18 protein-coding genes and 1 tRNA gene are annotated in these 25,949 nt (G+C 73.7%); 6 read left to right on the top strand and 13 right to left on the bottom strand.

Going from position 1 to position 25,949, the window contains the following annotated elements:
- The first annotated feature begins 47 nt into the window (after window positions 1–47).
- Entirely contained in the window at window positions 48–1,700 is a 1,653-nt protein-coding gene (locus tag ACZ4SF_RS01825; RefSeq protein ID WP_468376817.1) for an FHA domain-containing protein, read from the top strand.
- 6 nt (window positions 1,701–1,706) lie between these two features.
- On the opposite strand, the gene ACZ4SF_RS01820 is transcribed toward ACZ4SF_RS01825, so the two are convergent.
- Window positions 1,707–2,684, bottom strand: coding sequence for a methyltransferase domain-containing protein (locus ACZ4SF_RS01820; protein ID WP_468376815.1), 978 nt, complete (start codon window positions 2,682–2,684; stop codon window positions 1,707–1,709).
- Between the two features lie 78 nt (window positions 2,685–2,762).
- Between ACZ4SF_RS01820 and ACZ4SF_RS01815 the strand changes: the two genes are divergently transcribed.
- The 4 genes from ACZ4SF_RS01815 to ACZ4SF_RS01800 all read left to right on the top strand — a co-directional run bounded on the left by ACZ4SF_RS01815 (window position 2,763) and on the right by ACZ4SF_RS01800 (window position 10,612).
- A complete protein-coding gene (locus tag ACZ4SF_RS01815; protein WP_468376813.1) occupies window positions 2,763–3,167 on the top strand; it encodes a globin in 405 nt (134 codons plus the stop codon).
- A gap of 315 nt (window positions 3,168–3,482) precedes the next feature.
- On the top strand, window positions 3,483–6,812 hold the full coding sequence (locus ACZ4SF_RS01810; protein ID WP_468376810.1) for an FtsX-like permease family protein: 3,330 nt from the start codon (window positions 3,483–3,485) through the stop codon (window positions 6,810–6,812).
- Between the two features lies 1 nt (window position 6,813).
- Window positions 6,814–9,618 (top strand): FtsX-like permease family protein, encoded by a 2,805-nt coding sequence (locus tag ACZ4SF_RS01805; RefSeq protein WP_468376807.1) that lies wholly within the window; start codon window positions 6,814–6,816, stop codon window positions 9,616–9,618.
- A gap of 28 nt (window positions 9,619–9,646) precedes the next feature.
- Window positions 9,647–10,612, top strand: coding sequence for an ABC transporter ATP-binding protein (locus ACZ4SF_RS01800; protein WP_468376804.1), 966 nt, complete (start codon window positions 9,647–9,649; stop codon window positions 10,610–10,612).
- A 26-nt stretch (window positions 10,613–10,638) separates the two neighbouring features.
- Here the strand turns inward: ACZ4SF_RS01800 and ACZ4SF_RS01795 are convergent, their stop codons facing one another.
- The 9 genes from ACZ4SF_RS01795 to ACZ4SF_RS01755 form a co-directional block, all read right to left on the bottom strand.
- Window positions 10,639–11,316, bottom strand: a complete 678-nt coding sequence (locus tag ACZ4SF_RS01795) for a DUF8185 domain-containing protein (RefSeq protein WP_468376801.1) — start codon at window positions 11,314–11,316, stop codon at window positions 10,639–10,641.
- On the bottom strand, window positions 11,313–11,726 hold the full coding sequence (locus tag ACZ4SF_RS01790) for an acyl-CoA thioesterase (protein ID WP_468376798.1): 414 nt from the start codon (window positions 11,724–11,726) through the stop codon (window positions 11,313–11,315). The genes ACZ4SF_RS01795 and ACZ4SF_RS01790 overlap by 4 nt, the downstream gene beginning before the upstream one ends.
- A 5-nt stretch (window positions 11,727–11,731) precedes the next feature.
- Window positions 11,732–13,396 (bottom strand): energy-dependent translational throttle protein EttA, encoded by a 1,665-nt coding sequence (gene ettA, locus ACZ4SF_RS01785; protein ID WP_468376795.1) that lies wholly within the window; start codon window positions 13,394–13,396, stop codon window positions 11,732–11,734.
- Between the two features lie 280 nt (window positions 13,397–13,676).
- The gene (locus tag ACZ4SF_RS01780) at window positions 13,677–14,441 is read right to left on the bottom strand and encodes a DUF2182 domain-containing protein (RefSeq protein ID WP_468376792.1); all 765 of its coding nucleotides are present in this window, start codon (window positions 14,439–14,441) and stop codon (window positions 13,677–13,679) included.
- Window positions 14,438–15,052: a DUF1326 domain-containing protein gene (locus tag ACZ4SF_RS01775; RefSeq protein WP_468376789.1), complete on the bottom strand. Its 615-nt coding sequence runs from the start codon at window positions 15,050–15,052 to the stop codon at window positions 14,438–14,440. The genes ACZ4SF_RS01780 and ACZ4SF_RS01775 overlap by 4 nt, the downstream gene beginning before the upstream one ends.
- A gap of 524 nt (window positions 15,053–15,576) precedes the next feature.
- Window positions 15,577–16,983: a Cys-Gln thioester bond-forming surface protein gene (locus ACZ4SF_RS01770; RefSeq protein ID WP_468376786.1), complete on the bottom strand. Its 1,407-nt coding sequence runs from the start codon at window positions 16,981–16,983 to the stop codon at window positions 15,577–15,579.
- Between the two features lie 282 nt (window positions 16,984–17,265).
- Window positions 17,266–17,769 carry a single-stranded DNA-binding protein gene (locus ACZ4SF_RS01765; RefSeq protein WP_468376784.1) on the bottom strand — a complete coding sequence of 168 codons (504 nt, stop codon included), beginning with the start codon at window positions 17,767–17,769 and terminating at the stop codon, window positions 17,266–17,268.
- A 481-nt stretch (window positions 17,770–18,250) separates the two neighbouring features.
- Window positions 18,251–20,212 carry a YfjP family GTPase gene (locus ACZ4SF_RS01760; RefSeq protein WP_468378266.1) on the bottom strand — a complete coding sequence of 654 codons (1,962 nt, stop codon included), beginning with the start codon at window positions 20,210–20,212 and terminating at the stop codon, window positions 18,251–18,253.
- 507 nt (window positions 20,213–20,719) lie between these two features.
- Window positions 20,720–22,327 carry a dynamin family protein gene (locus ACZ4SF_RS01755; protein WP_468376781.1) on the bottom strand — a complete coding sequence of 536 codons (1,608 nt, stop codon included), beginning with the start codon at window positions 22,325–22,327 and terminating at the stop codon, window positions 20,720–20,722.
- 321 nt (window positions 22,328–22,648) lie between these two features.
- On the opposite strand from ACZ4SF_RS01755, the gene ACZ4SF_RS01750 reads away from it, so the two are divergent.
- Window positions 22,649–22,721, top strand: a tRNA-Arg gene (locus ACZ4SF_RS01750).
- Window positions 22,722–22,898: 177 nt separating this feature from the next.
- Here the strand turns inward: ACZ4SF_RS01750 and ACZ4SF_RS01745 are convergent.
- From ACZ4SF_RS01745 to repSA, 3 genes are read right to left on the bottom strand one after another with little or no spacing between them, the layout of a single operon-like run.
- Window positions 22,899–24,293 carry a tyrosine-type recombinase/integrase gene (locus ACZ4SF_RS01745; RefSeq protein ID WP_468376780.1) on the bottom strand — a complete coding sequence of 465 codons (1,395 nt, stop codon included), beginning with the start codon at window positions 24,291–24,293 and terminating at the stop codon, window positions 22,899–22,901.
- The gene (locus ACZ4SF_RS01740; RefSeq protein ID WP_468376777.1) at window positions 24,293–24,490 is read right to left on the bottom strand and encodes a helix-turn-helix transcriptional regulator; all 198 of its coding nucleotides are present in this window, start codon (window positions 24,488–24,490) and stop codon (window positions 24,293–24,295) included. The genes ACZ4SF_RS01745 and ACZ4SF_RS01740 overlap by 1 nt, the downstream gene beginning before the upstream one ends.
- Window positions 24,487–25,893 (bottom strand): replication initiator protein RepSA, encoded by a 1,407-nt coding sequence (repSA, locus tag ACZ4SF_RS01735; RefSeq protein ID WP_468376774.1) that lies wholly within the window; start codon window positions 25,891–25,893, stop codon window positions 24,487–24,489. Before repSA ends, ACZ4SF_RS01740 begins: the two co-directional genes overlap by 4 nt.
- Window positions 25,894–25,949 lie beyond the last annotated feature (56 nt).

The raw sequence follows: 25,949 nt of genomic DNA, 5'->3' as shown, positions 1-25,949 counted from the left end.
GATCGCAGCGATCCAGACGGACCCTCAGGAGAAGGGGAAGCACCGACATGCCGACCTGCCCGAACGGACACCAGTCGGGTTCCGACGACTGGTGCGAGGTCTGCGGTCACCGCATGGCCGGTGCCGTACCTCCGCCCCCTCCGCCGCCGCCCCCGGCCGGCGGTGGCTACGGCTTTCCGCCGCCCTCCGGACCCGGTGGCCCCGGTGTCCAGGGCGGCGGCCGTCCGCACCCGTCCGCCGGGCCCGCCCCGGAGCCGGAGCTGTGCCCGCAGTGCCGTACGCCCCGTGAGGGCGGAGCGCCCTTCTGCGAGGAGTGCCGGTGGAACTTCCTGACCAACACGGCGACCTCGTACACCCCGGCCGCCCCGCGCCCGCCGCAGCCCCGGTTCCAGCCGCCGAGCGCCACGTACGGCAGTGGTGACGCGTACGAGTACCAGGGTTCGCGGCCCTCGCAGATGAACCGTCCCGCCGAGCCGATCCCGTCGTTCGGCAGCGAGCCGTCGGGCCCCACGCCGTTCGGCGGCGAGCGCGCCCCGTCCGGCCCGCCCACCTCTCCCGGCCCCGCGGGTCCGTCCGCCTTCGGCGGCAACCAGCGTCCGCCCGGCCCTCCGCCGGCCTTCGGCGGGGGCCAGGGCACGGTGCCGGGCCAGGGTTCCGGCGGCCCTTCGGGACCGTCCGGCTACGGCGGCGGTCAGAACCAGCCTCCGGGCCCCGGCGGCCCGTCCGGTCAGCCCGGCTTCGGCGGACAGGGACAGGGTCCCGGCTCCGGTGGCCCGTCCGGCTTCGGCGGCGGGCAGGGACAGGGCCCCGGTGGGCCGTCCGGTCAGCCCGGCTTCGGCGGGCAGGGACAGGGTCCCGGCTCCGGTGGCCCGTCCGGGCCCGGCGGGTTCGGGGGCGGTCCGGGACAGGGCCCCGGCGGCCCGTCCGGCTTCGGCGGCGGGCAGGGACAGGGTCCCGGCCCCTCCGGCTTCGGCGGTGATCCTTCGCGTCCTGTGCCGCCGCCCGGGCCCACGCCCAACGGTCCCGGCGGTGCCCCGCAGGCGTTCCAGCAGTCCGGTGCGTCGGCGCCGCCCGCCTTCCCGCGGGAGACCGGCCGTCCCCCGGCCGGCGGCTCGGGCTTCGGCGGCGGTGACGACGACTGGGTGATCTCCCCGCCGTCGTCCGCCGGCCCGTCCGGACCGGGACAGGCACCCGGCCAGGGCCCCGGCGGCCAGGGCGGCGGGTACGGCTACCCGCAGCCCGGCGCCACCCAGGCCCCTCCCGGCAACGGCTTCCCGCCGGCGCCGCAGGGTCCGGCGACGTGGACCGCGACCATCGGTCCGGACCGCGAGTACTTCATGGCGATGATGCATCGCTCCGGCCCCGAGGCCGCGGGCCTGAACCTGCCCGCGTACTCGCCCGAGCAGCAGCGCACCCTGGGCGGCAACCAGGTCAGCATCGGCCGCCGCCGGCACTCCACCGGCGACACCCCCGACATCGACCTCGCGGTGCCGCCGGAGGACCCGGGCGTCTCGCACCAGCACGCCGTGCTGGTGCAGCAGCCGGACGGGAGCTGGGCCGTCGTCGACCAGAACTCGACGAACGGCACCACGGTCAACATGTCGGACGAGCCGATCCAGCCGTTCGTGCCGGTTCCGCTGCAGGACGGCGACCGGGTGCACGTGGGCGCCTGGACGACGATCACCATCCGCCGGGGCTGAGGGCGGTCAGGGCAGGGGCCAGACGTACGGCCCCTCCGGCTCGTCCAGCCAGGCCCAGGCGTGCTCGCCGCCGACCGTGACGCCGTACCGCTCGCGGTCCGGCTCGCCCTCGCGCTCCCACAGCGCGTACGCCTCGGCCGGGTCGAGCCTTCCCCGGATCAGCGCGAGCAGGAAGCGGAACGGCTCCTGCTCGCGGGCCCGGCCCGGCAGCCCGGCCAGGGACACGCCCTCCGGCTCCGCCTTGCCCTCACCGCGCAGCGGCACGAAGAAGGCGGCCGTGGGCAGGAAGCGGCCCTCGGCGTGCTCCGGGTCCTGCACGGTGAGGGCGAGCAGTCCGGTGGCGAGCGGGGTGAGGATGCGGGCACCGGGGCGGCACTGGGCGAGCCAGGCGCGGGGGACGGTCGGCAGCTCGCAGGTGGCGATGATCCGGTCGAAAGGGGCGCGTTCGGGCACCCCGCGCGCTCCGTCGCCGGTGACGACGACCGGGTGGAAGCCGGCCGCCGCCAGGTGCTGCCGGGCCGACTCGGTGATCTCCGTTTCCAGGTCGACCGAGGTGACGAGGCCGTCGTCACCGAGCCGGTGAGCGAGCAGGGCCGCGTTGTACCCGGTGCCGGCGCCCACCTCCAGCACCCGGTCGCCGTCCTCGACCTGCAGGGCCGCCAGCATCCGTGCCATCAGGGAGGGCTGGCTGCTGGAGGAGAGCAGTTCGCCGTCGCGCAGCCGGGTGGCCAGCGGTACGTCCGCGTAGGCGCCGCACACCCAGCGTTCCCGGGCCCGCGGATCGGGGCTCTCGCCCCAGCGGCGCTCGTAGCCGCCGGGTCCGGCCACGTAGTAGTACGGCACGAACAGGTGCCGGGGCACCGCCGCGAACGTCTCCCGCCACACCGGGTCCCCGCCCCAGGCCCCGTCCGCGTCGATCTCCCGCACCAGCGCGGCCCGCGCCGCGGCGGCGAGACCCTCGATCTCCGTGTCGTAGGCGCCCATGGGTCCACACTAGGGGCCGCGGCGGCGGCTGGTCCTAAGCCTTGAGTCCTGGGTCACCCTGTCTGAGACGATGGACGGGTGAAAGAGATTCGGCGTGGCACGCTTCAGGAGCAGACCTTCTACGAGCAGGTCGGCGGGGAGGAGACCTTCCGCCGGCTCGTCCACCGTTTCTACCAGGGAGTCGCCGAGGACCCGATCCTGCGGCCGATGTACCCGGAGGAGGACCTCGGCCCGGCCGAGGAGCGGATGACCCTGTTCCTGATGCAGTACTGGGGCGGCCCCACCACCTACAGCGACCAACGCGGCCACCCCCGGCTGCGCATGCGGCACGCACCGTTCACGGTGGACCGGGCGGCGCACGACGCCTGGCTGCGGCGCATGCGGACGGCCGTCGACGAGCTGGGACTCTCCGAGGAGCACGAGCAGACGCTGTGGAACTACCTGACGTACGCCGCCGCGTCGATGGTGAACACCCCCGACTGAACACGCCGCTGAATACGTCGGCTGAACACCCCCGACTGAACACCCTCGCGTGATCACCCTCTGGTGAACACCCGCGAGTGATCAAGCCTTACCGGTCACGCCGTACCGATCACGCCGTACCGATCACGTCGAACTGTCGCGCACGCGGGGCCGGCGCTAGGACTGACGGGTCGTCACTGAAGGTCGGATTCCGGTCACTCGTCGCCTCATTCCGATCACGATCCGGTATAGACCGGCCGACAACCGCTTACCCGGCGCCCGAGCCCTCTGCGAGCATCGCCCGAAAGTCTGGAAGTCCGGACACACGGGGGCAGGGTGACGGGGTTCGTCTTCTCACGCGCGCGTGCGCACCGCCTGCTGCTCGGCGCCGCGCTGCTCACGGTGGTGCTGACCACCGCGGTACTGGCGACCCTCACGGCGTACTCCGGCGCCATCGGCGACGCGGCCCTGCGCCATGTGCTGGCCGATCCCCGCACCGCAGGCGACACCGCACTGATCGTCAAGGCGGACGTGCCGCCGGCCGGACGAGCCACCGCCGACACCGCCGTACGCGCGGGAGCCCGTGAGACCTTCGACGGCTTACCGGTGCACGTGCGCACCCTGCGCCGTTCGGGGCCGTACGCGCTGCCCCGCTCGCTCCACCCGCCCGCGGCCAGGCCGGACGACCCGGACCTGACCTACTTCGCGTCGCTGGACCGTACCCAGCTGCGCCTGGCCGCCGGCCGCTTCCCGCGCCGCACCGCCGGCGCGGCCGAGGTGGCGGTCCCCCAGGCCGCCGCCCACACCCTGCGGCTGAAGCCCGGTGCCCGGCTCACCCTGGCGAACCGGCTGGACGGTCCGGCCGTCCGCATCCGCGTCGTCGGCGTGTACCGGCCGGCCTCGGTGACGGCACCGTACTGGCGGCTGGACGACCTGCTCGGCCGCGGGGCGAAGAAGTCCGGCTTCACGACGTACGGCCCGCTGCTCGCCGACCCCGCCGTCGTCACCGGCGGCCGGGTCAGCGCCGGTCCGACGGCCTGGCTGGCCTCGGCGGACTTCGCCTCGGTGACGACCGCGCGGATCGGGGAGCTGCGCACGGCGGCCCGCGACGGCAGCGCGGCCCTGCGCAGGCCCACCGCGCTCAGCGGCACGACCGTGTCGCAGACCGCGCTGCCCGAGGTGCTGGACCGGGTGGAGCGATCGCTGCTCGTGGCCCGCTCCACCCTGCTGATCGTCGCGCTCCAGCTCGTACTGCTCGCCGGCTACGCCCTGCTGCTGGTGGCCCGGCTGCTCAGCACCGAACGCGCGGACGAGACGCGGCTGCTGCGGGCCCGCGGCGCCTCCCGCGCCCGGATCGGCGCCCTCGCCGCGGCCGAGGCCCTGCTGCTCGCGCTGCCCGCGGCCGGGTGCGCCCCGCTGCTCGCCGGACCGCTCACCGCGCTGCTGGCAGGACACGGCCCACTGGCCCGGCTCGGCCTGCGCCTGGACCTCCCGCCGGCCGGCCGGCCCGTCGTCTGGCTGGTGGCGGCCGGGGCGGCCCTCGGCTGTGCGCTGGCGGTGACCCTGCCGGCGGTCACCGGAGCAGGTGCCGAGGTGCGGCGCCCGGTACGGCGGTCCGGTCCCCGGCGTACCTGGCCGCTGCCGGTGCGGCTGCGCAGGGGGACGGCCCGGCCGACGGGTTCCCGCGCCGTCCCGGCCCCCCTGCGGGCCGGCGCCGACCTCGGGCTGCTCGCGATCGCCGGGGTGGCCTACTGGCAGCTGGGCCGGCAGGGCTCCGGAGGCGTGGCCGCCGACAGGTCGGGCACCCTCGGCATCGACCCCCTGCTGGTGACCGCGCCCGCCCTGGCCCTGCTCGCCGGAACCGTGCTCACGCTGCGGCTGCTGCCGCCCGTGGCGCGGTTCGCGGAGCGGTGGGCGGCCGGCGGGCGGGGGCTGCCGGTTGCGCTGGCGGGCTGGCAGTTCAGCCGGCGCACCGCGCGCGCGTCGGGCCCGGTGCTGCTGCTCGTCCTCGCCGTCGCGCTCGGCATGCTCGCCATCGGGCAGGGCGCCTCCTGGGACCGCTCGCAGGACGACCAGGCCGACTTCCGGGCTGGTGTGCCGGTGCGGGTGCTGGCCGCCGGGGAGGAGGGGCCGGGCCGTACGGACATGTACGCGGACCTGCCGCAGGTGCGCGACGCCGCCCCCGCCGTGCGCGCCGCCCAGCCGCTGTCCGGCGACCGGACGGCGACCCTGCTGGCCCTGGACACCGCCCATGCGGCGGACGCGCTCCTGATGCGGCCCGACCTGGCGGACGAACCGGTGCGGCCGCTGCTGGCCCGGCTCGCGCCGAAGGGCTCCCCCGCCGGGACCCCGGTGCCGGCGGGCACCGCCCGGCTCCGGCTCACGGCACGCCTGCACAGCTCGGCCGGACCGGGCACCACGACCTCGGTGACGGTGACCCTGACGGACCGGTACGGGGTGCCGTACCGGGTGCCGTCGGGGCAGCTCCCCTCCGACGGCCGCCCGCACACCCTGACCGCCGGCCTCGCGGCGGCCTCGGGACCGGCGACGCTCACCGGTCTCCGGCTGGACCTCGCCCAGCCCGGCGAGCGCGCCGAACAGCACCGGCTCACGATCGACGGGCTGACCGCCTCCGGAACCGACGGCAAGGAGCGGCGGCTCACGCTGCCCGCCCGGTGGACCACCACCGCGGAGACCGGCGGCGCCGCCGTACCGAGCGCCGCCACCAGCCCCACCCGCCCGAGGGTCACCTCCACCCGCCCGCCGGCCTTCGTCTACAGCACCGGCTATCTCCCGGGCGCCGACATCTGGACGGTCGCCTCGCTCACGTTCCGGCTCCAGGTGGCCCAGACCGCGCCCGCCGAGGTGCCGGCCCTCGCGACCGACCGCTACCTGGACGCGGCAGGCGCCCGCATCGGGCAACGGGTCGACGTCACCATCGGCGACCGGACCGTGCCGGTGCGGATCGTCCGGTCGGTACGGGCGCTGCCGGCCACCGCCGACCCGGCCGGCACCGGCGCCCGCGACGGCGGAGCCGTCCTGCTCGACCTGCGCGCCGTGAACCAGGTGCTCCAGGGCCGGTACGGCGAGAGTGCGACCCCCACCGAGTGGTGGCTCGGCACCGCCCCCGGCGCTGCCGCCCGAGTGGCCGACGCCGTACGGGCACTGCCGGACGTGGGCCCCGGGCAGGTCGTGGTGCGCGACGAGATCGCCGCCGAGCTGCGCGACGACCCGTTCGGTGCCGGCCCCGAGGCCGCCTTCACGGCGGCGGCCGTCGTGGCGGCGGCGCTCGCCGCGGTCGGCTTCGCCGTCGGCGCCGCCGGCGCACAGCGGGCCAGGAGCGCCGAGTTCGCCGTCCTGCACGCCCTGGGCGTGCCGCGCCGCCGGATGGCCCGGACGGTCGCCGGCGAGCAGGCCGTCCTGGTGGGCCTGGCGCTCGTGGTCGGCTGGGGCCTGGGCGCCGTACTGGCCCGTGCCGTCCTGCCGTTGATCGTCCTGACCGGCGAGGCGACCCGGCCGGTGCCCGGCCTGCTGGTCCTGCTTCCGCCCGGGCGGGTGGCGCTGCTGCTCGCCGCCGTCGCCGTCGTGCCGCTGGTGGTCGCGGCGGTGCCGGCCCTGCGCCGGGCGGATCCGGCGGGTGCGCTGCGCACCCAGGGAGGTGAGTGACATGGGCCGTCCGCTGCCGCGCAGGGCCGCCCTCCGCGTACGGACCCGGCTCCGGGACACCCGCGGCACCACCGCCGCGCGCGCCGGCGGCCGGCTGCCGCACCCGGCCGCCCCCTGGGTACGGACCCGGCTGCGGGCCGCGCCCGGCGCCGCCGTCGCGCTCGCCCTGCTGGTCGCGCTGACCGCGTGCCTGGCCGGTGCCTTCCCGCGCGCGGTGGACCGGTACGAGGACGCGGGCCTGCGGCAGGCGCTCCGGCAGGCCCGCCCGGACCACACCACCGTGCGGGTGTCGGCGCCCCAGCCCGACCTCGGCCTGCCGCCCGAGCGGCGGGCCGCGGCACTGCGCCCCGCCGCACTGCAACGGCAGTACCGGAAGCTGCTCGGCACGGTCGGCAGCCCGCTGACCGTCGACCGGACCCAGTCCGCGTACGGCGTCGGCGGCACCGTCAGCCCGGCGGTCCCCGATCCGTGGCTGCCCCGCCCGAGCGGGCTGCCCGCCCATGTCTCGCTGATCGCGCAGAACGGTCTCGCCGAGCACGCCCGCGTCCGCACGGGGCGGCTGCCGCGCGCCGCGCACCCGGTCGGCGAGCGGACCCCCGAGGTCGAGGCCGCCGTGTCCGCGGCCACCGCCGAGCGCATGCACATCAAGGTGGGTTCGGTCATCCATGTGCCGGCACCCGGCCGCCGGCCGGTCGCCGTGCGGATCACCGGCACCCTCACCCCGCGCGACCCTGACGGCGCCTACTGGTCCACGATGCCGCTGCTGCGCACCCCGGTCCTGGTGACCCTGCCCACCCCCGGCCCGGACCCGGCCACGTACTGGCTCGGCGCGCTGCTGCTCGCGCCCGATGCCGCCCCCGTCCTGCTGGGCACCGGTACCAACCCGATCCGCTACTGGCACCTCGCCCCCGACCTGGGCGGCCTGCACGCCCACGACCTGGACCGGCTGCAGCCGGCCGTCGCCGCCCTGGAGGCCGGCCCGGCGCTGCAACGCGCCCGTGCCCTCACCGACCACGGCGCCGGCATCGGCACCGAGCTGGACGACGCCCTCACCGGCTTCTCCCGGCTGCGCTCCGAGATCTCGCCCCTGGTGTCCGTGGCCGCCGCCGGCACCGCCACCGTCGTCGGCGTGGTCCTGCTGATGACGGGCGGCCTTGCCGCCGACCGGCGCCGCGCCGAACTCGCCCTGCTGCGCGCCCGCGGCGCCTCGCTGTCCGGACTCGCCGGGCGGCTGCTCGCCGAGACCGCCGTGATCGCCGTACCGGCGGGCGCGCTCGGTCTGGCCGTGGCCCTGCTCGCGGTCCCCGCCGGCCGGACCGCCCCCGCCGTCGCCGCCGCTCTGGTCACCACGCTCACCGCGTGCGCGGCCCTGCCGCTGCGCGCCGCCCTCGTCCACCGCACGGTCCGGCTGACGGCACCGCGCGAGGACGTCGCCTCCGTGCGGCCCTCCCGGCGCCGCACGGTCGCCGAGCTGACCCTGCTGGTGCTGGCCGCCGGTGCGGTGGCCACGCTGCGCCGGCGGGGCACGACCGGTGACCAGCTGGTGGCGGTGGCCCCGGTCCTGGTCGGTGTCATCGCCGCGCTGCTGCTGCTGCGTCTCCACCCACTCCTGCTGCGCCGGCTGTCCGCCCCCGCCGGGCGCCTGCGCGGCGCGGTCGGCCACCTCTCCCTGGCCCGGGCGGGCCGCACCCAGGCCTCCGCCGTGCTTCCGCTCCTCGCCCTGCTGACCGCGCTGACCACGGCCGCGTTCGGCGGCTCGGTACTGGCGGGCATCGCCGAGGCCCGGGACCGGGCGGCGCTGCTCACCGTCGGTGCCGACGCCCGGGCGGACGCCGACGCCCCGCTGCCGGCGGATGACCTCCGCCGGGTCAGGGCGGTCCCCGGGGTACGCGCGGTGAGCCCCGTCAGCATCGCCTACCAGGCCAGACCGGAGGACGGCCAGGACTCGGTGCCACTGGTGGGCGTCGACCCGCGCAGCTACGCCGAGTTGACGGCCCACACCGGCCTCGGCACGTTCCCGCCCGACCGGCTGACGGCCCGCTCCGGCACGCTCCCCGCCGTCGCCTCCCCCTCCGTGGCCTCCGCGTACGGCACCCGGCGGCCCTTCCCGGTCCGGCTGGCGGACGGCAGCGCGGTCACGGTGCGCATCGTCCTCGTCCGCGACCGCACCCCGGCCCTGTCCGGCACCGACTTCCTCGTGGTGAACCGGGCCGGCCTCACCGCCCCGGCCGACCGCCCCACGGCACTGCTGCTCACCGGCGACCACCTCCACTCACGCGCGCTGCGCCACGCCGTGGGCGCCCCGGCCGTCGTCCGGGTCCGCGCCGACGAACGCGCCCGGTACGCCGGCTCGCCCCTCCAGTCCGGCGCCGAGCACGTGTACACGGCGGCGGTCGCCGCGGGCGCCGGTCTCGCCGTCCTCGCCCTGCTCCTGGCGCTGCTCCGGGCGGCCCCCGAACGGGCCGCACTCCTCGCCCGCCTCCGCACGATGGGCCTCACCCGCGCCCAGGGCCGCCGCCTCCTGATCCTGGAGTCCCTTCCCCAGTCCCTCCTGTCGGCCCTGGGCGGCGCGCTGACCGGCTGGTCCGCCATCCAGCTCCTCTCCCCCGGCATCGACCTGACGACGATCGCCCTGCCGTCCACGCAGACACCCGTCACGGCGGCCGGACTGCGCCCCGACACCTGGTCCCTGACCGTCCCGGCCCTCCTGGTCGCAGCGATGTCCGTGACCCTCGCGAGCGCCCAGGCATGGTGGACGGGAAGACGGGGCTCGGCGACGGACCTCCGAGCCGGGGACGACCGGTGACCCCCAGGGCACGCACCCAGGAGACCTCATGACAACCGACCCCACCCGCACCGCTCCCACCCTCACCGACCTCGCCCGACGGGTCGCGCAGGCCAAGGACGCCCCGGCCTACGGCCACGACGCCTTGATCAGCTGCGACCGTCTCGTCCGCATCTTCAGCACGGACGGCATAGAGGTCCAAGCCCTCCAGGGCCTGGACCTCCTCGTCCGCAAGGGCGAACTCATGGCCCTGGTAGGGGCGTCGGGCAGCGGCAAGTCCACTCTCATGAACATCCTCGCCGGCCTGGACGCCCCCACCGCCGGCGCGGCCCGCGTGGCCGGCCGCGATCTGCTCACCATGACCGCGAAGGACCGCCTCGCCTACCGCCGCGAGATCGTCGGCTTCGTCTGGCAGCAGACCGGCCGCAATCTCCTCCCCTACCTCACCGCGGCGCAGAACGTCGCCCTCCCCCTCCAGCTCTCCGGCACCCGCGGACGCCGCCGCGCCCGCACCGAACGCGCCCTGGAACTCCTGGAGTTGCTACAGGTGGCCGACTGCCGCGACCGCCGCCCGCAGCAGCTGTCCGGCGGCCAGCAGCAACGCGTCGCCATCGCCGTGGCCCTGGCGAACGACCCCGCGGTCCTGCTCGCCGACGAACCCACCGGCGAGCTGGACTCCCGGACGGCCGCGCAGATCTTCGACGCGTTCCGCACGGCCAACGAGACCCTCGGCACCACGATCGTGATCGTCACCCATGATCAGGCGGTGGCGGGCGAGGTCCGCCGCACGGTGGCGATCCGGGACGGCCGTACCTCCACCGAGGTGCTGCGCCGCAGCGAGATCGACGCGGCGACCGGCCACGAGACCGTCGTGGCCCGCGAGTACGCCATGCTCGACCGCGCGGGCCGCCTCCAACTGCCCGCCGACTACCTCCGCGCCCTGGACATGCGCGACCGCGTGGCCCTGGAACTGGAGTCGGACCACATCGGGGTCTGGCCGGACGACACCGACTGAGCGGCGCGGAGAGAACGGCGTGCGGCTCAGTGCACGCTGAGCCCGAAGGAGCCCAGCCCCGCCTGCCGTACGACCACCGACCCGTACGGGGTACGCAGTCGCAGCCATGCCCCCGAGGCGAGCAGCCCCATGTCCTGCGGTCGGGTCCCGGGCCGCAGGAAGCCCAGGGACTGCGCCGCGTGCACGGCCCGGACCGGCAGCCGGGTCCCCTTGATCTGCCGGGACCAGATGTCCCGGCCGATCCGGTCCAGCTCCGCGCGGGTACGGCCCTCCGGTGCCAATTCCTCGGTACGCGCCCGGAATTCGGCCACCGCGGCGGCGACCGTGGCCCGCAGCGCGTCCGGCGCGGGGAGCCCCGGTTCGGACTGCCAGCCGGCCCGCGGCGGCAGTACACCGGCCCACGGCGGCCCGGTGACGGCCCGCGGCACCGCTGCGGTGGCCGCCCGCTCGTCCACGGACTCCAGGAACTCACCGGCGGAGACGGTCACGTCGAGGGTGACGTCGAGCCCGTGCTCGTACGGCTTCGCCAGCCGTACCGCGCGGACCGCCAGCACCTCGAAGGACGGCGGGCGGCCGAAGACGGCGAGGGCGGTGCCGGCCGCCTGCAGGCGCACCGCGGCTCCACGGTCGTAGTGGAGCAGCCGGGCGAGGAAGGCGGCGAGGTCCGCCGCCTCCGTCTCGTCGGCCAGGTGCAGCACCGTCATGCGGCGACGGCCTCCTCGTCGGCCTCGTCCGTGTACTCCTGGAGGAACTCGCGCTCCTCCGCCGTGATCCGGCGCGGCCGCTGGGCCTCGAAGTCGAACGGCACGACCACCGTCGAGGCCCGTACGTAGACCACGTCGTCGTCCTTCACCTCGTAGGTGATGGTGAAGGACGCGGCCTTGATCTCGCTGACCCACAGCTCGATGTCGACCGGGTGGTGCCGGTGGACGAGCTGCCGCTTGTAGTCGATCTCGTGGCGCGCCACCACGGACCCCTGCTTGAACTCCTTGTCCGGGCGGAACAGGAAGTTGATGCGGGCTTCCTCCAGGTAGCGGATGAAGACCGCGTTGTTGACATGTCCGTACGCGTCCATGTCGGACCAGCGCAGGGGACAGCGGTAGAGGTGGCGCAAACCGATCAGCCCCGGGTCAGCTTCTTGTAGGTGGCACGGTGCGGACGCGCGGCGTCCGGGCCGAGCCGCTCGACCTTGTTCTTCTCGTACGACTCGAAGTTGCCCTCGAACCAGAACCACCGCGACTCGCCCTCGTAGGCGAGGATGTGCGTGGCGACCCGGTCGAGGAACCACCGGTCGTGGGAGACGACGACGGCGCAGCCGGGGAACTCCAGCAGCGCGTTCTCCAGGCTGCTGAGGGTCTCGACGTCGAGGTCGTTGGTGGGCTCGTCGAGGAGCAGCAGGTTGCCGCCCTGCTTCAGGGTCAGCGCCAGGTTGAGGCGGTTGCGCTCACCACCGGAGAGGACTCCGGACGGCTTCTGCTGGTCCGGGCCCTTGAAGCCGAAGGCGGACACGTACGCCCGGCTCGGCATCTCGACCTGGCCGACGTTGATGTAGTCGAGCCCGTCGGACACGACCTCCCACAGCGTCTTCTTCGGGTCGAGGTTCTCGCGGCTCTGGTCGACGTACGAGATCTTGACGGTCTCGCCCACCTTGATGTCACCGGAGTCCGGCGTCTCCAGACCCTGGATCATCTTGAACAGGGTGGTCTTGCCGGCACCGTTCGGACCGATGACGCCCACGATGCCGTTGCGCGGCAGCGTGAAGCTGAGGCCGTCCACGAGCACCTTCTCACCGAAGGCCTTGCTCAGCTTGTCGACCTCGACGACGACGTTGCCCAGGCGCGGGCCCGGCGGGATCTGGATCTCCTCGAAGTCCAGCTTCCGCATCTTGTCGGCCTCGGCGGCCATCTCCTCGTAGCGAGCGAGACGGGCCTTGGACTTGGCCTGGCGCCCCTTGGCGTTGGAGCGCACCCACTCCAGCTCTTCCTTGAGCCGCTTCTGCCGCTTGGCGTCCTTCTGGCCCTCGACCTTGAGGCGGGTGGCCTTGGTCTCCAGGTACTTGGAGTAGTTGCCCTCGTAGCCGTGCAGGCGGCCGCGGTCGACCTCGCAGATCCAGCCGGCGACGTTGTCCAGGAAGTACCGGTCGTGGGTGACGGCCACGACGGTGCCCGGGTACTTGGCCAGGTGCTGCTCCAGCCAGTTCACCGACTCGGCGTCGAGGTGGTTGGTGGGCTCGTCGAGGAGCAGCAGGTCGGGCTGCTCCAGCAGCAGCTTGCAGAGCGCGACGCGGCGCTTCTCACCACCGGAGAGGTTGGTGACCGGCCAGTCGCCAGGGGGGCACCCGAGGGCGTCCATCGCCTGCTCCAGCTGGGCGTCGAGGTCCCAGGCGTTGGCGTGGTCCAGCTCCTCCTGAAGCTTGCCCATCTCGTCGAGCAGCGCGTCCGAGTAATCGGTGGCCATCAGCTCGGCGATCTCGTTGAACCGGTCGAGCTTGCCCTTGATCTCGGCGACACCCTCCTGGACGTTCTCCAGGACGGTCTTCTCCTCGTTCAGCGGCGGCTCCTGCAGCAGGATGCCGACGCTGTAGCCGGGAGACAGGAACGCGTCGCCGTTGGACGGCTGCTCCAGCCCCGCCATGATCTTCAGCACGGTCGACTTACCGGCACCGTTCGGGCCGACGACACCGATCTTCGCTCCCGGCAGGAAGCTCAGGGTGACGTCGTCGAGGATCACCTTGTCGCCGTGCGCTTTGCGCGCCTTGCGCATGGTGTAAATGAACTCAGCCAAGAGAAACCGTCCGGCAGCTTGAAATCTGGCAGTGGGCAGATACAGCCCATCTTGCCTGACTGCCACCCTTTGATGGAAACCCGTCTCAGCGGGGTTCGCTGACCTGGGGCTTCGCCGCCTGGCGGGTACTGCTCGCCTGTCACTGCCGGTCACCATCGGTCGGTCTCGGGCGCCCTCGCACGGCCCAGGGACGGCCCGGCTCGGCAGCCCGGCCGAGGTGGCTCTCCTTGTCAGTCACTGCCGGAGGCTCACGGTCAGTCACTGCCGGAGGCTCACGACGTCACCGCAGGAGGCTCATGTCGGTCATGCCGCCGCCGGTGAGGCCGGGCGCCAGCAGCGGCACCCAGAGGACGGTGATCGCGAGCGCGAGCGAGGCGAGCCCCACGGCACGGGCGAGGAGATGCCCCCGCGGCAGGCGCTTCTCCGCGGTGACGACGGCGGCCAGGCCCACCATGGCCCAGAGGTTCATGACACCGAACGCAGTGAGCAGCAGCATCAAGGACCAGCAGCAGCCCAGGCAGAACGCCCCGTGATGGGCTCCGGCACGCACGTGCCGCGCGGGGCCCCGGTACGACGCGTAGCGCAGCAGCGAACCGACCGGCGAGCGGCACTTGGCGAGGCAGAGATCCTTGAGCGGGGTGAGCTGGTAGACACCGTTGACGGCGAAGACGGCGGCGGCCACCGCAGTCCCCGCCGCCGGATGCGCGGTGACGGCGCGCGTCGCACCGGTGGCCAGGGCGTAGGCCGGCAGCCCGGCCGCAGCCCAGATCAGCACGTAGCCGGCGGTGAAGGCGATCACCCGCGGTGTCCGGTGCGCGGGCACCGTCCGTGCGTACAGCGAGGCGACCGGCGCCGTGGCCGGCAGCATCATCGCGGCCATCATGACCGTCCACGCGCCCAGGAAGGCGGCCGGCTGCCCGGCCATGTCCGGGGAACCCATGTCCGCCCACCGCAGTGCCGTCCACGTCCAGGCCGCGGCCGCCGTGAGCAGCACCAGTCCGGTGTACGTCGCGGGGTGGCGGACCGTGATCGCTGTCCGGGTCACGCCGACCATGAGAAGGGCGCCGAGTGTGCGTTGCGGCCGGTGAAGTCCCAGGACCGTCCGTGTACGCCGTGGCCGACGGCCCGTGTAGACCGGGCGACCGTCAACGTGCTGTTCGCCGGGTGGAACATGCCGGTCAGTCTCATCACGGGACCGCTCTCACCGAACTGCGGAGCCACCTGGTCCTCGATCTCGATGTCGATGGCGTTCGCCACCTGCACGGTGTGGCGGCGGCCGTCGTCGTGGAACTCGATGGGGACGCGTTCCACGCCGAGGACCTCACCGATGAGCGGGCCGAGCGCCGCCATCGGGCCGCCCGCCTGCCCGGAGAAGACCTTGCCGAGCGCCTCCGCCTGGCTGTCGTCGGCCGAGGCGTCGACGTACAGCGCCACCTGCCAGCCCCCGTCGGCCATCACGCGCGGCGCGTCCGCGAAGACGACGACGCTGTGGTCCGACACGTCGACGCCGTCGACCTCACCCTGTGCGACGTGGAACGCGAGCGTCACCTGGCAGCGCTCGTTGTCGGCGGGTGCGGTCAGGCCCGAGGTGGTGCACGGACACACGGTGTCGCAGTTGCAGCTTTCGAGGTAGGTACCGTTCACATTCCAAGCCATCTCCGTACTCCTGCCTGGTGCACCCGCCTGTCAGCGATGCGAAGCGGTGTCCGGCCGACAGAGGGCAGGGCCCGACGCGGGCGCCTGCCTGTGCGGCGCCTCGGTGTCAGGAAGGAACTTCGGGGCTGCGGACGTGTGCCGCGCGTCCGCCGACCACAAGATCGACATCGGAAGAACTCCTTGGCCGATACGGCCGCCCGAGTACTTCCCAGGCTATCCCCGGGCCCGCGATCGGGCCGTTCTTCTGCGGCACGCCCGATCCCGGCCGACCGGGCTCCGGTCCTGGTGGCCGACTCGGGACCGGAGGGCCGACCCACCATCCCGGGGCCTACTCACCGCTCGGGGGACAGCTCACCGCTCGGGGGACGACTCACCGCTCGGGGGACGGCTCGGCGCTCGGGGGACGGCTCGGCGCTCGGGGGACGGCTCGGCGCCCCGATAGCCGACTTGAGGCCGCCCGGGGCCGACTCGGGACATGGGGGCCGACTCCCACCCTGGGGCCGGCTCAAGGCCCAGGGGCGGTGTCAGTCGCCGGTGCGGGCTTCCTTCCTGCGCAGCAGGATCAGGACTCCGCCGCCGATCACGACCAGGCCGATGGCCAGGCCGCCGATCAAGGGGGTGATCGCCGAGCCGCCGGTCGCGGCCAGGTCGGTGGTGTCCACGGTGTTGCCGCCCACCGTGGCGGGGCTGGGGTCGTTGCGGAGCTGGGCCGTCTCCGTCGTGATCGCTCCCTGGGTCTTGCAGTCCAGCACGCCGGTGAAGCGCTGGCTGAAGCCAGCGGGACCGGTGATCGTGAAGTCGTAGGCCTGGTCCTCCTGGAGCGGGACGGTCACCGTGCGGGTCGTGCCCGCGGGGATGGTGTGCTCGCCGCCCATCAGCTCGAAGGTGAAGGGCTGGTCGCCCTTGTTGGCCGCGATGATGTCCACGCCACCCTCGGCGCAGTTCTTGCGGGCCGAGATCGCCGGTATGGCACCCCCGGTGGCCCAGCCGGCCGTCGTGGTCGCCGAGACCGTGGACTCGCTGGAGCCGGCCAGGATCTGGGTCTGGCTGCGGCTCTCCGAGGCGAAGGCCCGGCCCACCGGCACGGTCGTCGACGCCTGGACGGTCAGGCGGGCCGTCCCGTCCGCCGCGTCCTCGGGCACGTCGAAGAACAGGCGGCTGCCGTTCTTCGCCGTGGTGATCACCTTGCCGGTCCTGTCGATGATCCGCACTCCGCTGGCGGCCGCGTCCGACGGCGGGGTCACCGTGACCGCGCCCGCATTGGTGTGCACGGTCACCGGTCCGAGTAGATCGCCCGGCCGGCCGGAGACCGCGGGCGGGTCCAGGGTGAGCGAGGCCTGCGGCTCGGCGACGCTCCGGGCGCTCTTCTCCAGGTAGTCGGCGAGCTTCTCGGCCTGCGGGTCGACGGCGTCGACCTTCGCGCCGTCGGAGTAGCGCCAGATGGCCACCTGGGTGCCGGCCGCCGCGTCCTGCTCGGTCAGCCCGCTCGCGCCCGCCCGCCGCGCGAGGGCGGCGAGGTCGTTGACCTGGGGGTAGGAGTTGCGCAGGATCCAGTGGATCCGGCCGGCGTCCTTGTTGGTGCCCAGCGAGGTCCCGCTCCAGGGCGTCTCCTGGTATCTGGTGTCGCGCTGAGTGGGGTTGTGGAGGTCGACGCAGTACGTCTGCAGGGTGCCGCCGCCGTCCACGGACATCTCGAACAGGCCCGCGGCCACCCGCTGCTCGCCGCCGTCGTCGTGGATCACGGCCTGGCCGTAGGTCTTCAGCCCGTTGATCGTCGCTGCCGCGCCGCCCTGGGTCTGCGGTGCCTCCTCGGCCACGGCCGTACCGGCGCCGGACAGCACGCCGGCCGCCACGAGCCCCGTCACCGTGGCGGCGGCGGCCAGGCGGGCCGCTCCGGTGGACCGGCAGATCCCAGAGAGCGCAGCAAGCACAGAATTCCCCTTCGAGCAGGACCCGTTGGACGTGGGGGACGGTCCCACCAGCAGAATCGGCAGCCCCTAGGGGCACGCCCGGCATCCTATGGATCAGCCGCGGCCTCACCGGCCGGTGCGATCATCCGATGGCCGATCCGATCCATAATCGTTATCGCCGGGGCCCGTCCGCGAGCCAGTCATATCGACAAATCCACCTTGCGAGTACGGCGTGTTCACGCGGCACTCACATTCCGTCCGCAACGGGCCGCCCAAAGACCGTGCTGTGAAGTGAGACTGACGTCACGTCACCGCGGCCGCCTCCTGTTCCTGTTGTGCCGGCCGGCCGTCCCGCGGGCCGGCCGGCCGCGGTGTCTCCCAGTCCGGCTCCGGCCGGGCCGTCGTCGGTGGCGCGTCCGGCCCGGCGGCCGTCGGTGGCGCGTCCGGCTTGGCCGCACGGTGGAAGAGCGCCGTACCCCGCGCCAGGTCGTGGCCGATCGCCACGGCGTCGATGTCGGCGGAGGCCCACTGCTGCTGTCCCTCGCGCACCTCCGTACGCACCTTCAGCCGGCCCTGGACGAGGACCGGCTGGCCCACTTCCACACACGCGGCCACGTTGACCGCGAGCTGGCGGTTCGCCCACACCGTGAAGAAGTTGGTGTGCCCGTCCGTCCAGGCACTCTTCTCCCGGTCCCAGTAGCGCGCGGTCACCGCCAGCCGGAACCGGGCCGACGGCCCTGCCGCCACCTCGCGGTACACCGGCTGGGTCGCCACATTGCCCACCACACACACGATGGTCTCGTTCACGTCGCTGCTCCCCTCCCCCGCCCATGGCCCTCCGGCCGGGCGGACACGCGTACGGGCCCCTCCCGTACGGCTGCGTCTGCCGCGCCGGCGCGCACGACTTCCGTACCCGCCCGCACGTCCCGCCGGCCGACCGCTGCGTCCGCCGTGTCTCCGGCCGGACCCGCCGTGCGATCGCCGTGACCTCAGACTGCCTCCGCCGGGCCGGGCCCGCTGAGCGCTGTGGACGACCACCGGCCTGTGGAGAACCCCGCCACCCGCACGAGTGACCCACGGTCCCCGCAGGCCTCACGCACCCCTCACCGACGCCACCGACCCCGACCGGCGCCGTCCACCCCTGCCGGCACCACCGACCCTCACCGGCGCCATCCACCCCTGCCGGCGCCACCGACCCCTACCGACGCCAGCGACCCCTACCGACGCCAGCGACTGCTACCGACCCCTCACCGGCGCCGCCCGTACCCCCCACTCAGCCGTTCCGCACTCACCCCACCGTGGCCCCGGTCCGCACGACCTTCCCGTACTGCTCGCGCACCTCCCGGTACCGCAGCAGCTCCGCCGCGACCGGATCGAGCACCCGGGCCCGGCCACAGCTCGCCGCCGCCTCCCGCAGTCGCCGTTCCGCCTCCTGGCCGTAACGCCGCGCGGGCCCCCTGGCCGCCATCCGGCAGGCCCACTCCACCAGCGGTCCGCCGACGATCCCGCAGATCATCAGCAGGACCGGAACGCCCAGGTTGGGCGCCATCACGCCGCCGATCTGCCCCGCCAGCCACGCACCACCCGCGATCTGCAGCAGGGTCATCGCCGCCTGGACCAGCACGGCCACCGGCCACCACCCCGGCCGCGGCGGGCGGCCCGGCGGGAGGCCGGCACGCGCCGCCAGTTCGTCCAGCGCCTCGGACAGCCCGTGGGCGCCGCGTACGGCCGCCTCGCGCACCGCCTGCGCCCAGGGCGCGGGCAACCCGGCCGAGGCCCGCTCGGAGACCGTACGGACCGCCTGCTCGACCTGCTGGCGCGCCGTGGCCTCCTCGTCCGCCTGGGTGCGCACCTGGATGCGACCGGTCGTGGAGTCGCCGCGGCCCTGGTACCAGCGCCACAGCCGCAACCAGGGCGTGCCGCACGCACGGTTGGCGTTGCGCAGCCAGGCGCGCTCCGCGGCCTCGCCCGCCGCCGTGGCGCCCACGGCGTCCGCGAGCCGCGCGGCGAACTCCTCGCGCGCCTCCTCGGTGAGGCCGCTCTGCCGCCCGGTGGCGTAGACGGGTCGCAGTTCGACCGCGGCCGCGTCCAGGTCGGCCGCCACCCGGCGGGCCGCCGCGCCGCGCTCCGCCACGAACTGACCGAGCACCTCGCGCAGTTCACCGACGCCGTCGCCGGTGAGCGCGGACAGCGCGAGCACGGTGGCGCCGGGGTCGCCGTACTCGCCGAGCGCGATGCCGTCCTCGTCCAGCAGCCGGCGCAGGTCGTCCAGGACTTGGTCGGCGGCGTCCCCGGGGAGCCGGTCGACCTGGTTGAGGACGATGAACATGACTTCCGCGTGGCCGGCCATGGGCCGCAGATAACGCTCGTGCAGGACGGCGTCGGCGTACTTCTCGGGGTCCACCACCCAGATGACCGCATCGACCAGTTTCAGGATCCGGTCGACCTGTTCGCGGTGCTGCACGGCTGCGGAGTCGTGGTCGGGCAGGTCGATCAGGACCAGGCCGCGCAGCTGCGCCTCGTTCTCCGGGCTGTGCAGCGGCCTGCGGCGCAGCCGGCCCGGGATGCCGAGCCGGTCGATGAGGCTTGCCGCGCCGTCGCTCCAGCTGCACGCGATGGGCGCGGCCGTGGTCGGGCGGCGTACGCCGGTCTCCGAGATGGCGACTCCGGCGAGGGCGTTGAACAGCTGGGACTTGCCGCTGCCGGTGGCCCCGGCGAGGGCGACGACGGTGTGCCTGCCGGACAGCTTGCGGCGCGCGGCGGCCTCGTCCAGGACGCGGCCCGCCTCTGCGAGGGTGTGGCTGTCCAGGCGGGTGCGGGAGAGGCCGACCAGTTCGCGCAGGGCGTCCAGGCGGGAGCGCAGGGGGCCGTCGTACGCCAGCGGGGCGGGTGTGTGGCTGCCCGGGCCGCGGTGCGTGGTCTCCAGCGCGGAGGCACGCTCGGCGGCGAGGGCGGCGGCGGAGGCCTCGGTGACGCGCCGGGCGATGAGTCCGTCGTCCCATGCGTCCTGGGAGTCGGCGTCGGCGGGGGAATCGGAGGCGGCGGAGCCGGTGCCGCTGCCGGTGTCGGCGCGGGCGGGAGCGGGGGCGGGAGCGGGAGCGCGGGCCGGGGCGGGGGCCGGGGCCGTCGCGGCCTTGTGCGTGGCTTCCCTCTTCGGCGTGGCCTCCGTCTTGGCCGGGGCCTCCGTCTTCGGCGTGGCCTCCGTCTCGGACGTGGCCTCCGCCTTCGGCACGGCCTCCGCCTTCGGCATGGCCTCTGTCTTCGGGGTGGCCTCCGCTGCGGGACGGGGCTTGGGCGAGAGGGGCTTCGACGACGAGGACGAGGGGGAATGCGGACGGGGAACCGGGACGCCTTCCTCGGCACCGAGCCCGCGCGCGGGGCGGTCGCGGTCGCCGTTCTCGTCCCTCACGCGCGCGTGCGGCCCTCCGGCGGTGTCCGTGCCCTTGTCCTCGTCCGGGTCGCCGCCCACGTTCCCGTCGCCGCCCCCGAGCGCCTCCGCCTCCTCGGCAGGGCGGGGATCGGCGGCGCGGCCGCTGCCGGGCCCACGCCCTTCCTCCAGGAGGCTCAGGCCGTTCTCCGAAGGATTCCCGGCGCGCCCGGCATCGTCGTCCGTGTCCTCCGCCGCACCGGGGCCGAGGTGCTCCGTGGGCCGCTCGTCGCCGCTGTCGCCGTTGTTGTCGCGGTCGCTGCCGTGATCGATGCGCGTCATGTGGTCGGTGTGATCCGTGTGGTCGTGGTCAGTGACGGCGGTCACCGGTCACCTCTCCTTCTGCAGTACGGACAGCGCGGCGATGAGTTCGGCCTGTTGCTCGGGATGGACGTCCAGGGCGTCGAGCGGGGCGAGGCGCCGTTCGCGTTCGGCGTGCATGACTCGGTCCACGTGGTCGCCGAGCAGTCGCCCGGCCCGGTCGCGCAGCCGCAGCGCACCGTGGGCGCCGAGCCGCTCGGCGAGCCCCTCGCCCGCGGTACGTGCCCGGCGTCCGCCCAGCACCGCCGTGGCGACGAGCGCGGCGACGACCTCCGCGTCAGGTGCGGTGGTCCGTTCCAGGTGCCGTACCTCCTCCTCGGCGAACTCCTCCAGCTCGCGCCGCCAGCGCCGTACTGCGAGGCCGATGCGGTGCTCGGCGTGCTCCGGCGAGGTGTCTCGGCCGATGAGCCCGGGGGCGCCCGCGGCGGGTTCGCGCCGCCAGGTGTCGTCGACGCGTTCGTCGGCGGCGGTGACGACGCACAGCAGCAGGGCGGCCAGGCTCTCCACCAGGGCGTCCAGGAGTTCCCCGGCGGTGCAGTCCAGGGGGAAGGCGCGCCAGCGCTTGAGGGCGTCCCCGGCGAGTACGGCGCCGGACTGGATCCGGCCCCGCACGCGCGCGTGCTCGCTGTCGTAGGCGCTGTCCACGGCGGAGGTGAGCCGGAGGGCTGCCGCGTACTGTGCGGCGGCTGCGCCGGCCAGCTCGGGCATGCGCGCCTTGAGCGAGTCGAGCAGGCCGTACGCCGTGCGCGCCATCGCGTGCTGCCGGACGACAGGGTCCTGGGCGTGCTGGAGGAGCCAGTTCTTCAGGGGTGCGACAGCGGTGCCGGGCAGCAGGCCCGCGCCCCACGCGGACTCGGGCAGCTCGGGCACGGTGAAGCGGGGTACGTCACCGAGGCCGGCCTTGGTGAGCAGGGCCCCGTACTGCCGGGAGACCTCGGAGACCACCTGGTGCGGAACCCGGTCCAGCACGGTCACGAGGGTCGCGTCGTACTCCTTGGCGGTGCGCAGCAGATGCCAGGGGACGGCGTCGGCGTAGCGGGCCGCCGTCGTGACCATGATCCAGATGTCGGCGGCACAGATCAGTTCCGCGGCGAGGACGCGGTTGCCGGCCACCAGGGAGTCGATGTCGGGGGCGTCGAGGAGGGCGAGGCCGCGCGAAAGGGTGTCGGCGGTCTCGATGCGCAGCACGCGCCCGGGATCCTCCTCCGCGCCGAAGAGGTCGTCCGCCGGGTCCCGCTGCGGCATCCACACGCGCGTGAGGTCCGGAAGCACACGCATGCCGCTGAACCAGTGATGGTCCTCCGGATGGCAGACGAGCACCGGCGTCCGGGTGGTCGGCCGCAGCACGCCCGCCTCGCTCACCCGCCGGCCGACGAGCGAGTTCACGAGCGTCGACTTGCCCGCGCCGGTGGAGCCGCCGACGACGGCCAGCAACGGCGCCTCGGGCTCACGTAGGCGGGGTACGAGATAGTCGTCGAGCTGCGCGAGAAGTTCGTCGCGGTTGGCACGCGCGCGTGGTGCCCCGGCAAGGGGCAGCGGAAAGCGTGCGGCGGCGACACGGTCGCGCAGAGCGGAGAGTGTGTCGAGCAGCTGAGGCCGTACGTCCAAGGTCACCACATGCGAAGAATGCCCAATTTTAGGGGAATTCTGAAGCATATGGACATGTCTGCGCGCCGACGGAACAGAAAGGACGGAAGGGGCGACCAGGACACGGGCACAGTCCAGGCATAACGAGTACACAACACCCGGTGCGTCAGCCGCCAAAAGCGGTGCACGATTCGTACCTGCCTGCGATTATCAGGACCGCTTCACCGAACCTCCACATCGAGCCACGGAGGCGAAGCGACAGGGTCAAGGAACCGGGAGCCCTATCCTTGACCCCGGCAACGTCACGGACCAGCCCGCACCAGGGCCCCGGGCACGAGGCCAACCCACCCGGCCCCCGTAGCTCAGTGGATAGAGCAGGCGCCTTCTAAGCGCTTGGCCGCAGGTTCGAGTCCTGCCGGGGGCGCATGTCTCCGCCCTCCCTCTGGGGAGGGCTTTTTGCTGGTCAGGGTGGGTGCGGGCTGGCGTGACGAAGCCCCAGACGCCCCCTCGGTGATCAAGGGTGGAGTCCGGGGCTGTACGGCTGTCACCGGGTTTTCGCGGGTGGCTGTGTCGAATACGTGTCGAAGTTTTCGGCGGGCGATCAGCCGGCGCCAGGCAGCTCCGGCAGGTCCCCCGCGGCTTCGAGTCGCCGCTTGAGGTCCGGTAGCTGTCCGTCGATGCATCGGGCGTACGTGGCGAGGAGCACGGCGACGCTGTTTCCGGCCCACTCCGCCACCTGGGCTGGCGGGATCCCGTCGTTGAGCCACTTCGTCAGCCGGGTGTTGCGGTTGTCGTACACGCGGCGCCCGGTGGGCGACTCGTAGACGTGCGGGGGGAGTACGGCCTTCCGTGCGCTGCGCCACGCCCGGCGAATGACGGATCCGGCCAGGATGCCGCCGGACTCACCCTGGAAGAGCAGATCACCCGGCTGGAGCTGTTCGTCCTCGATGTGCTGCCGCAGGATGCGAGTCAGGGCCGGGTGCCCCGGCACGGTACGCGTCTCGCCCTCCGCCCGGCCTTTCAGGTCGCGTTGCTCGTGGATCTGCCCGGTGTCGGTCCACTGCTTCCCGACCTCAGGGGTCGCGGTGTGGATCATCAGCTCGCACCACTGGTCGTCGGCGTCGGGGTCGGGCAGGGTCACGTCCTCGACGCGCATGGCCACGGCTTCCTCGGGCCGGGGGCCGCAGTAGTACAGGGTGGCGAAGAAGGCATGGAGCCGCTTGCCACCCCGAGGCCGGCGCCGTATCCATTCGAGGATGGCCGCCGCCTGCTCGGGATTCAGCAGTGACCGCTTGTCGACGGCGTTCGTGGTCTTGGTGACGGCCGTCGACTCCTTGCCCTTGGGCAGGGGGTTGGTCCGCAGGATGCGCCGCCGGATCGCGTACTTCATGGCGACGTTGAGGATCCGGCGGTTGCGCTTCCGCGACCAGGCCGCCGCCTGCTTTCCGTCGAGGCGGGTGTCGATGGCCCGCAAGACCTCGTCGGCCTTCTCCGGGTCCTCCCAGGCCGAGACGGGCAGGGAGTTCCGCTCGACCCAGCGGAGGATGTCCACGACGTCTCGGGGCGCGTCCGGGCGTCGGTTGGTGTTGAAGGCCCACTCTCGCAGAGCGGTGCGTACGGCCACGGGCGTGAATGCGGTGGGTTGAACGCGCAACAGTGCGATGGTGGTCGCGGTCAAGGTTTTGGCGAGGTTCTTGCGGCTGTTGCCGCCGAGTTGGGGCCAACGGGCGTCCACGTACTCGACGGCGAACTTGTACCAGCTCATGGCCGCCGACTTGGAGCGGTGGGAGACGGGTAGGCCGGTGGCAACGACGAAGGCCTCTCCCTTGCCCGTCGCTCGGATCAGTTCGGAGCGGAAGCCTTCGGCGAGCGCGACGGTCCCGAAGGGCTCACGCCAGGGCTTCCCTGCCACGACCCAGCGCACGGTGTACGTGGTCTTCCGAGCACCCTTGTAGGTGAGGATCTTGTAGATCTTGACGTCGTACGTCGTCTCCATCAGGCAGCGTCCTCACGGTCGTCGAGCCAGTGTTCGAGGTCGCTGCGCCGGATCCGGAGGTCGCCGTTAGGGAGCTTGATGCAGCGCGGCGCACGCCGCTTGGCCCGCCAGTCGTAGAAGGTCGAGCGTGAGATGGCCAGTTCCTCGCAGACCTCCGCGAGGGTAAGCATGTTGCGCGACTGAACGGCCGTGGTCATTCGGTACTCCCTTCGCTCAGGAGCGCTTCGCGGGCGGTCTCGCGGTTGGTCTGGAGGTCGCGGGCGATGGTCGCAGCGAGGGCAGCCTCGCCCGGCGTGTGGCCGTGGCCGGCGTACTGCCAGTCCGCGAGGACGAGCACGGTGTCCGGCTCTCGGTCGTCGAAGCCGAAGGCATCTCGCTCCTGGGCAGCCCGGTATTCGGCGCGTGCCTGGCGGAGGGCACCGAGGGTGGTGGAGTAAGCGCGCGACTTGGACGAGAAGTGCCCGCGGAAGCCGAGCATGTGGGCCCAGGCCCAGAGGCGCCGGTCCGGGTAAAGGCTGTCCAGGTCGCGGCACGCAGCGATGAGCCGGCGGGTGTGGTCGGGGACCTGGTGGCGGTCGAGTTCGGAGAGTTCGCCGATTCGGCGGTCAAGAGTGCCGGTGTTCTCGGCGGCCTTGGTCGCGTACTTGGCGACGTAGGAGGCGACGGCCTGTTCCGTGATGTCGGAGCCGTCGCCGAAGGCCTTCACGGGCCGTACATCGAGCTGGGCGCCCCAGCGGAAGGTCCGGGCCGGTTGGTCTGCGGCAGCCGGAACGGAGACCGACGTGTAGGAGTGGGCCACTGCCGCGCGGATGGCGTCGGTGAGGAGGTCGACGGTGGCCCAGGCAGGCGGCAGAGTGCCCGGACCGTCGGGGCCATCGAGACGTACGACGGCGTGGAAGTGCAGGGCACCGCGCTTCTGGAACTCCGCGACCTTGCCGTAGGACACGCGGCAGTGGTCGACGAGCTCCCGGCGGGAAAGGCCGGCGCGGGCGGCGATCTCGCGGCGGAGCCGGGTGGTGAAGCGCTGCCAGAGCTGTCCGGCGTGGTTGTTGAACAGGACTGCGCCCGCGTAGTCGTACGTTTCCGGGTCGATGGCTGTGCCGAGGGCGGGGTCATCGACCGGGTGGCGGTTGCCGCAGCGGCAGGTGCCTCGGTCAGGGCGGTTGTGGACCGGGCCGAAGGAGGGTGCGGTGAGGGTGGCGAAGACGCGGGGGTGGTCGCGGACGGTGGTGGGGATGTCGCGGCGGTCGTCCCCGGCCAGGCCGGCGCGGATGAGGTGGTAGGTGTCGCCCGCGTACGTCCAGGCGCAGGCGGGGCAGCGGGATGCGCGGCGGTTGCCGCAGGCGAGGCGGAGGCGGCCGCCGGGCTCGTTCGCGGTCGAGTAGTGGTGCAGTGTCTCGCCGCTGGCCTTGTCCTTGTGGAGGACCCACCCCGTCAGGTGGATCGGGTCGGAGCAGCCACCAGTGCGGCGGACCTGGTCCGCCCACCGGCTGTAGTCGGAGGCCGAGGCGACTCGGAGCACGTCGCCGAGGGTGATCGGGTCGAGCAAAACGTCTGACGTGGGCGCACTCGGTGTCGCGGATGAGGCGCGGTAGGCCATGCTGGATGTTCCTTCCGGTTGCGAGATCGGACAGCGACGGCGCCCGGGCGGCGGAT

Source organism: Streptomyces sp. NPDC027663, from assembly GCF_055566415.1.
The sequence above is the reverse complement of the archived record's forward strand: the minus strand, read 5'-3'. Positions and strand labels throughout refer to the sequence as shown.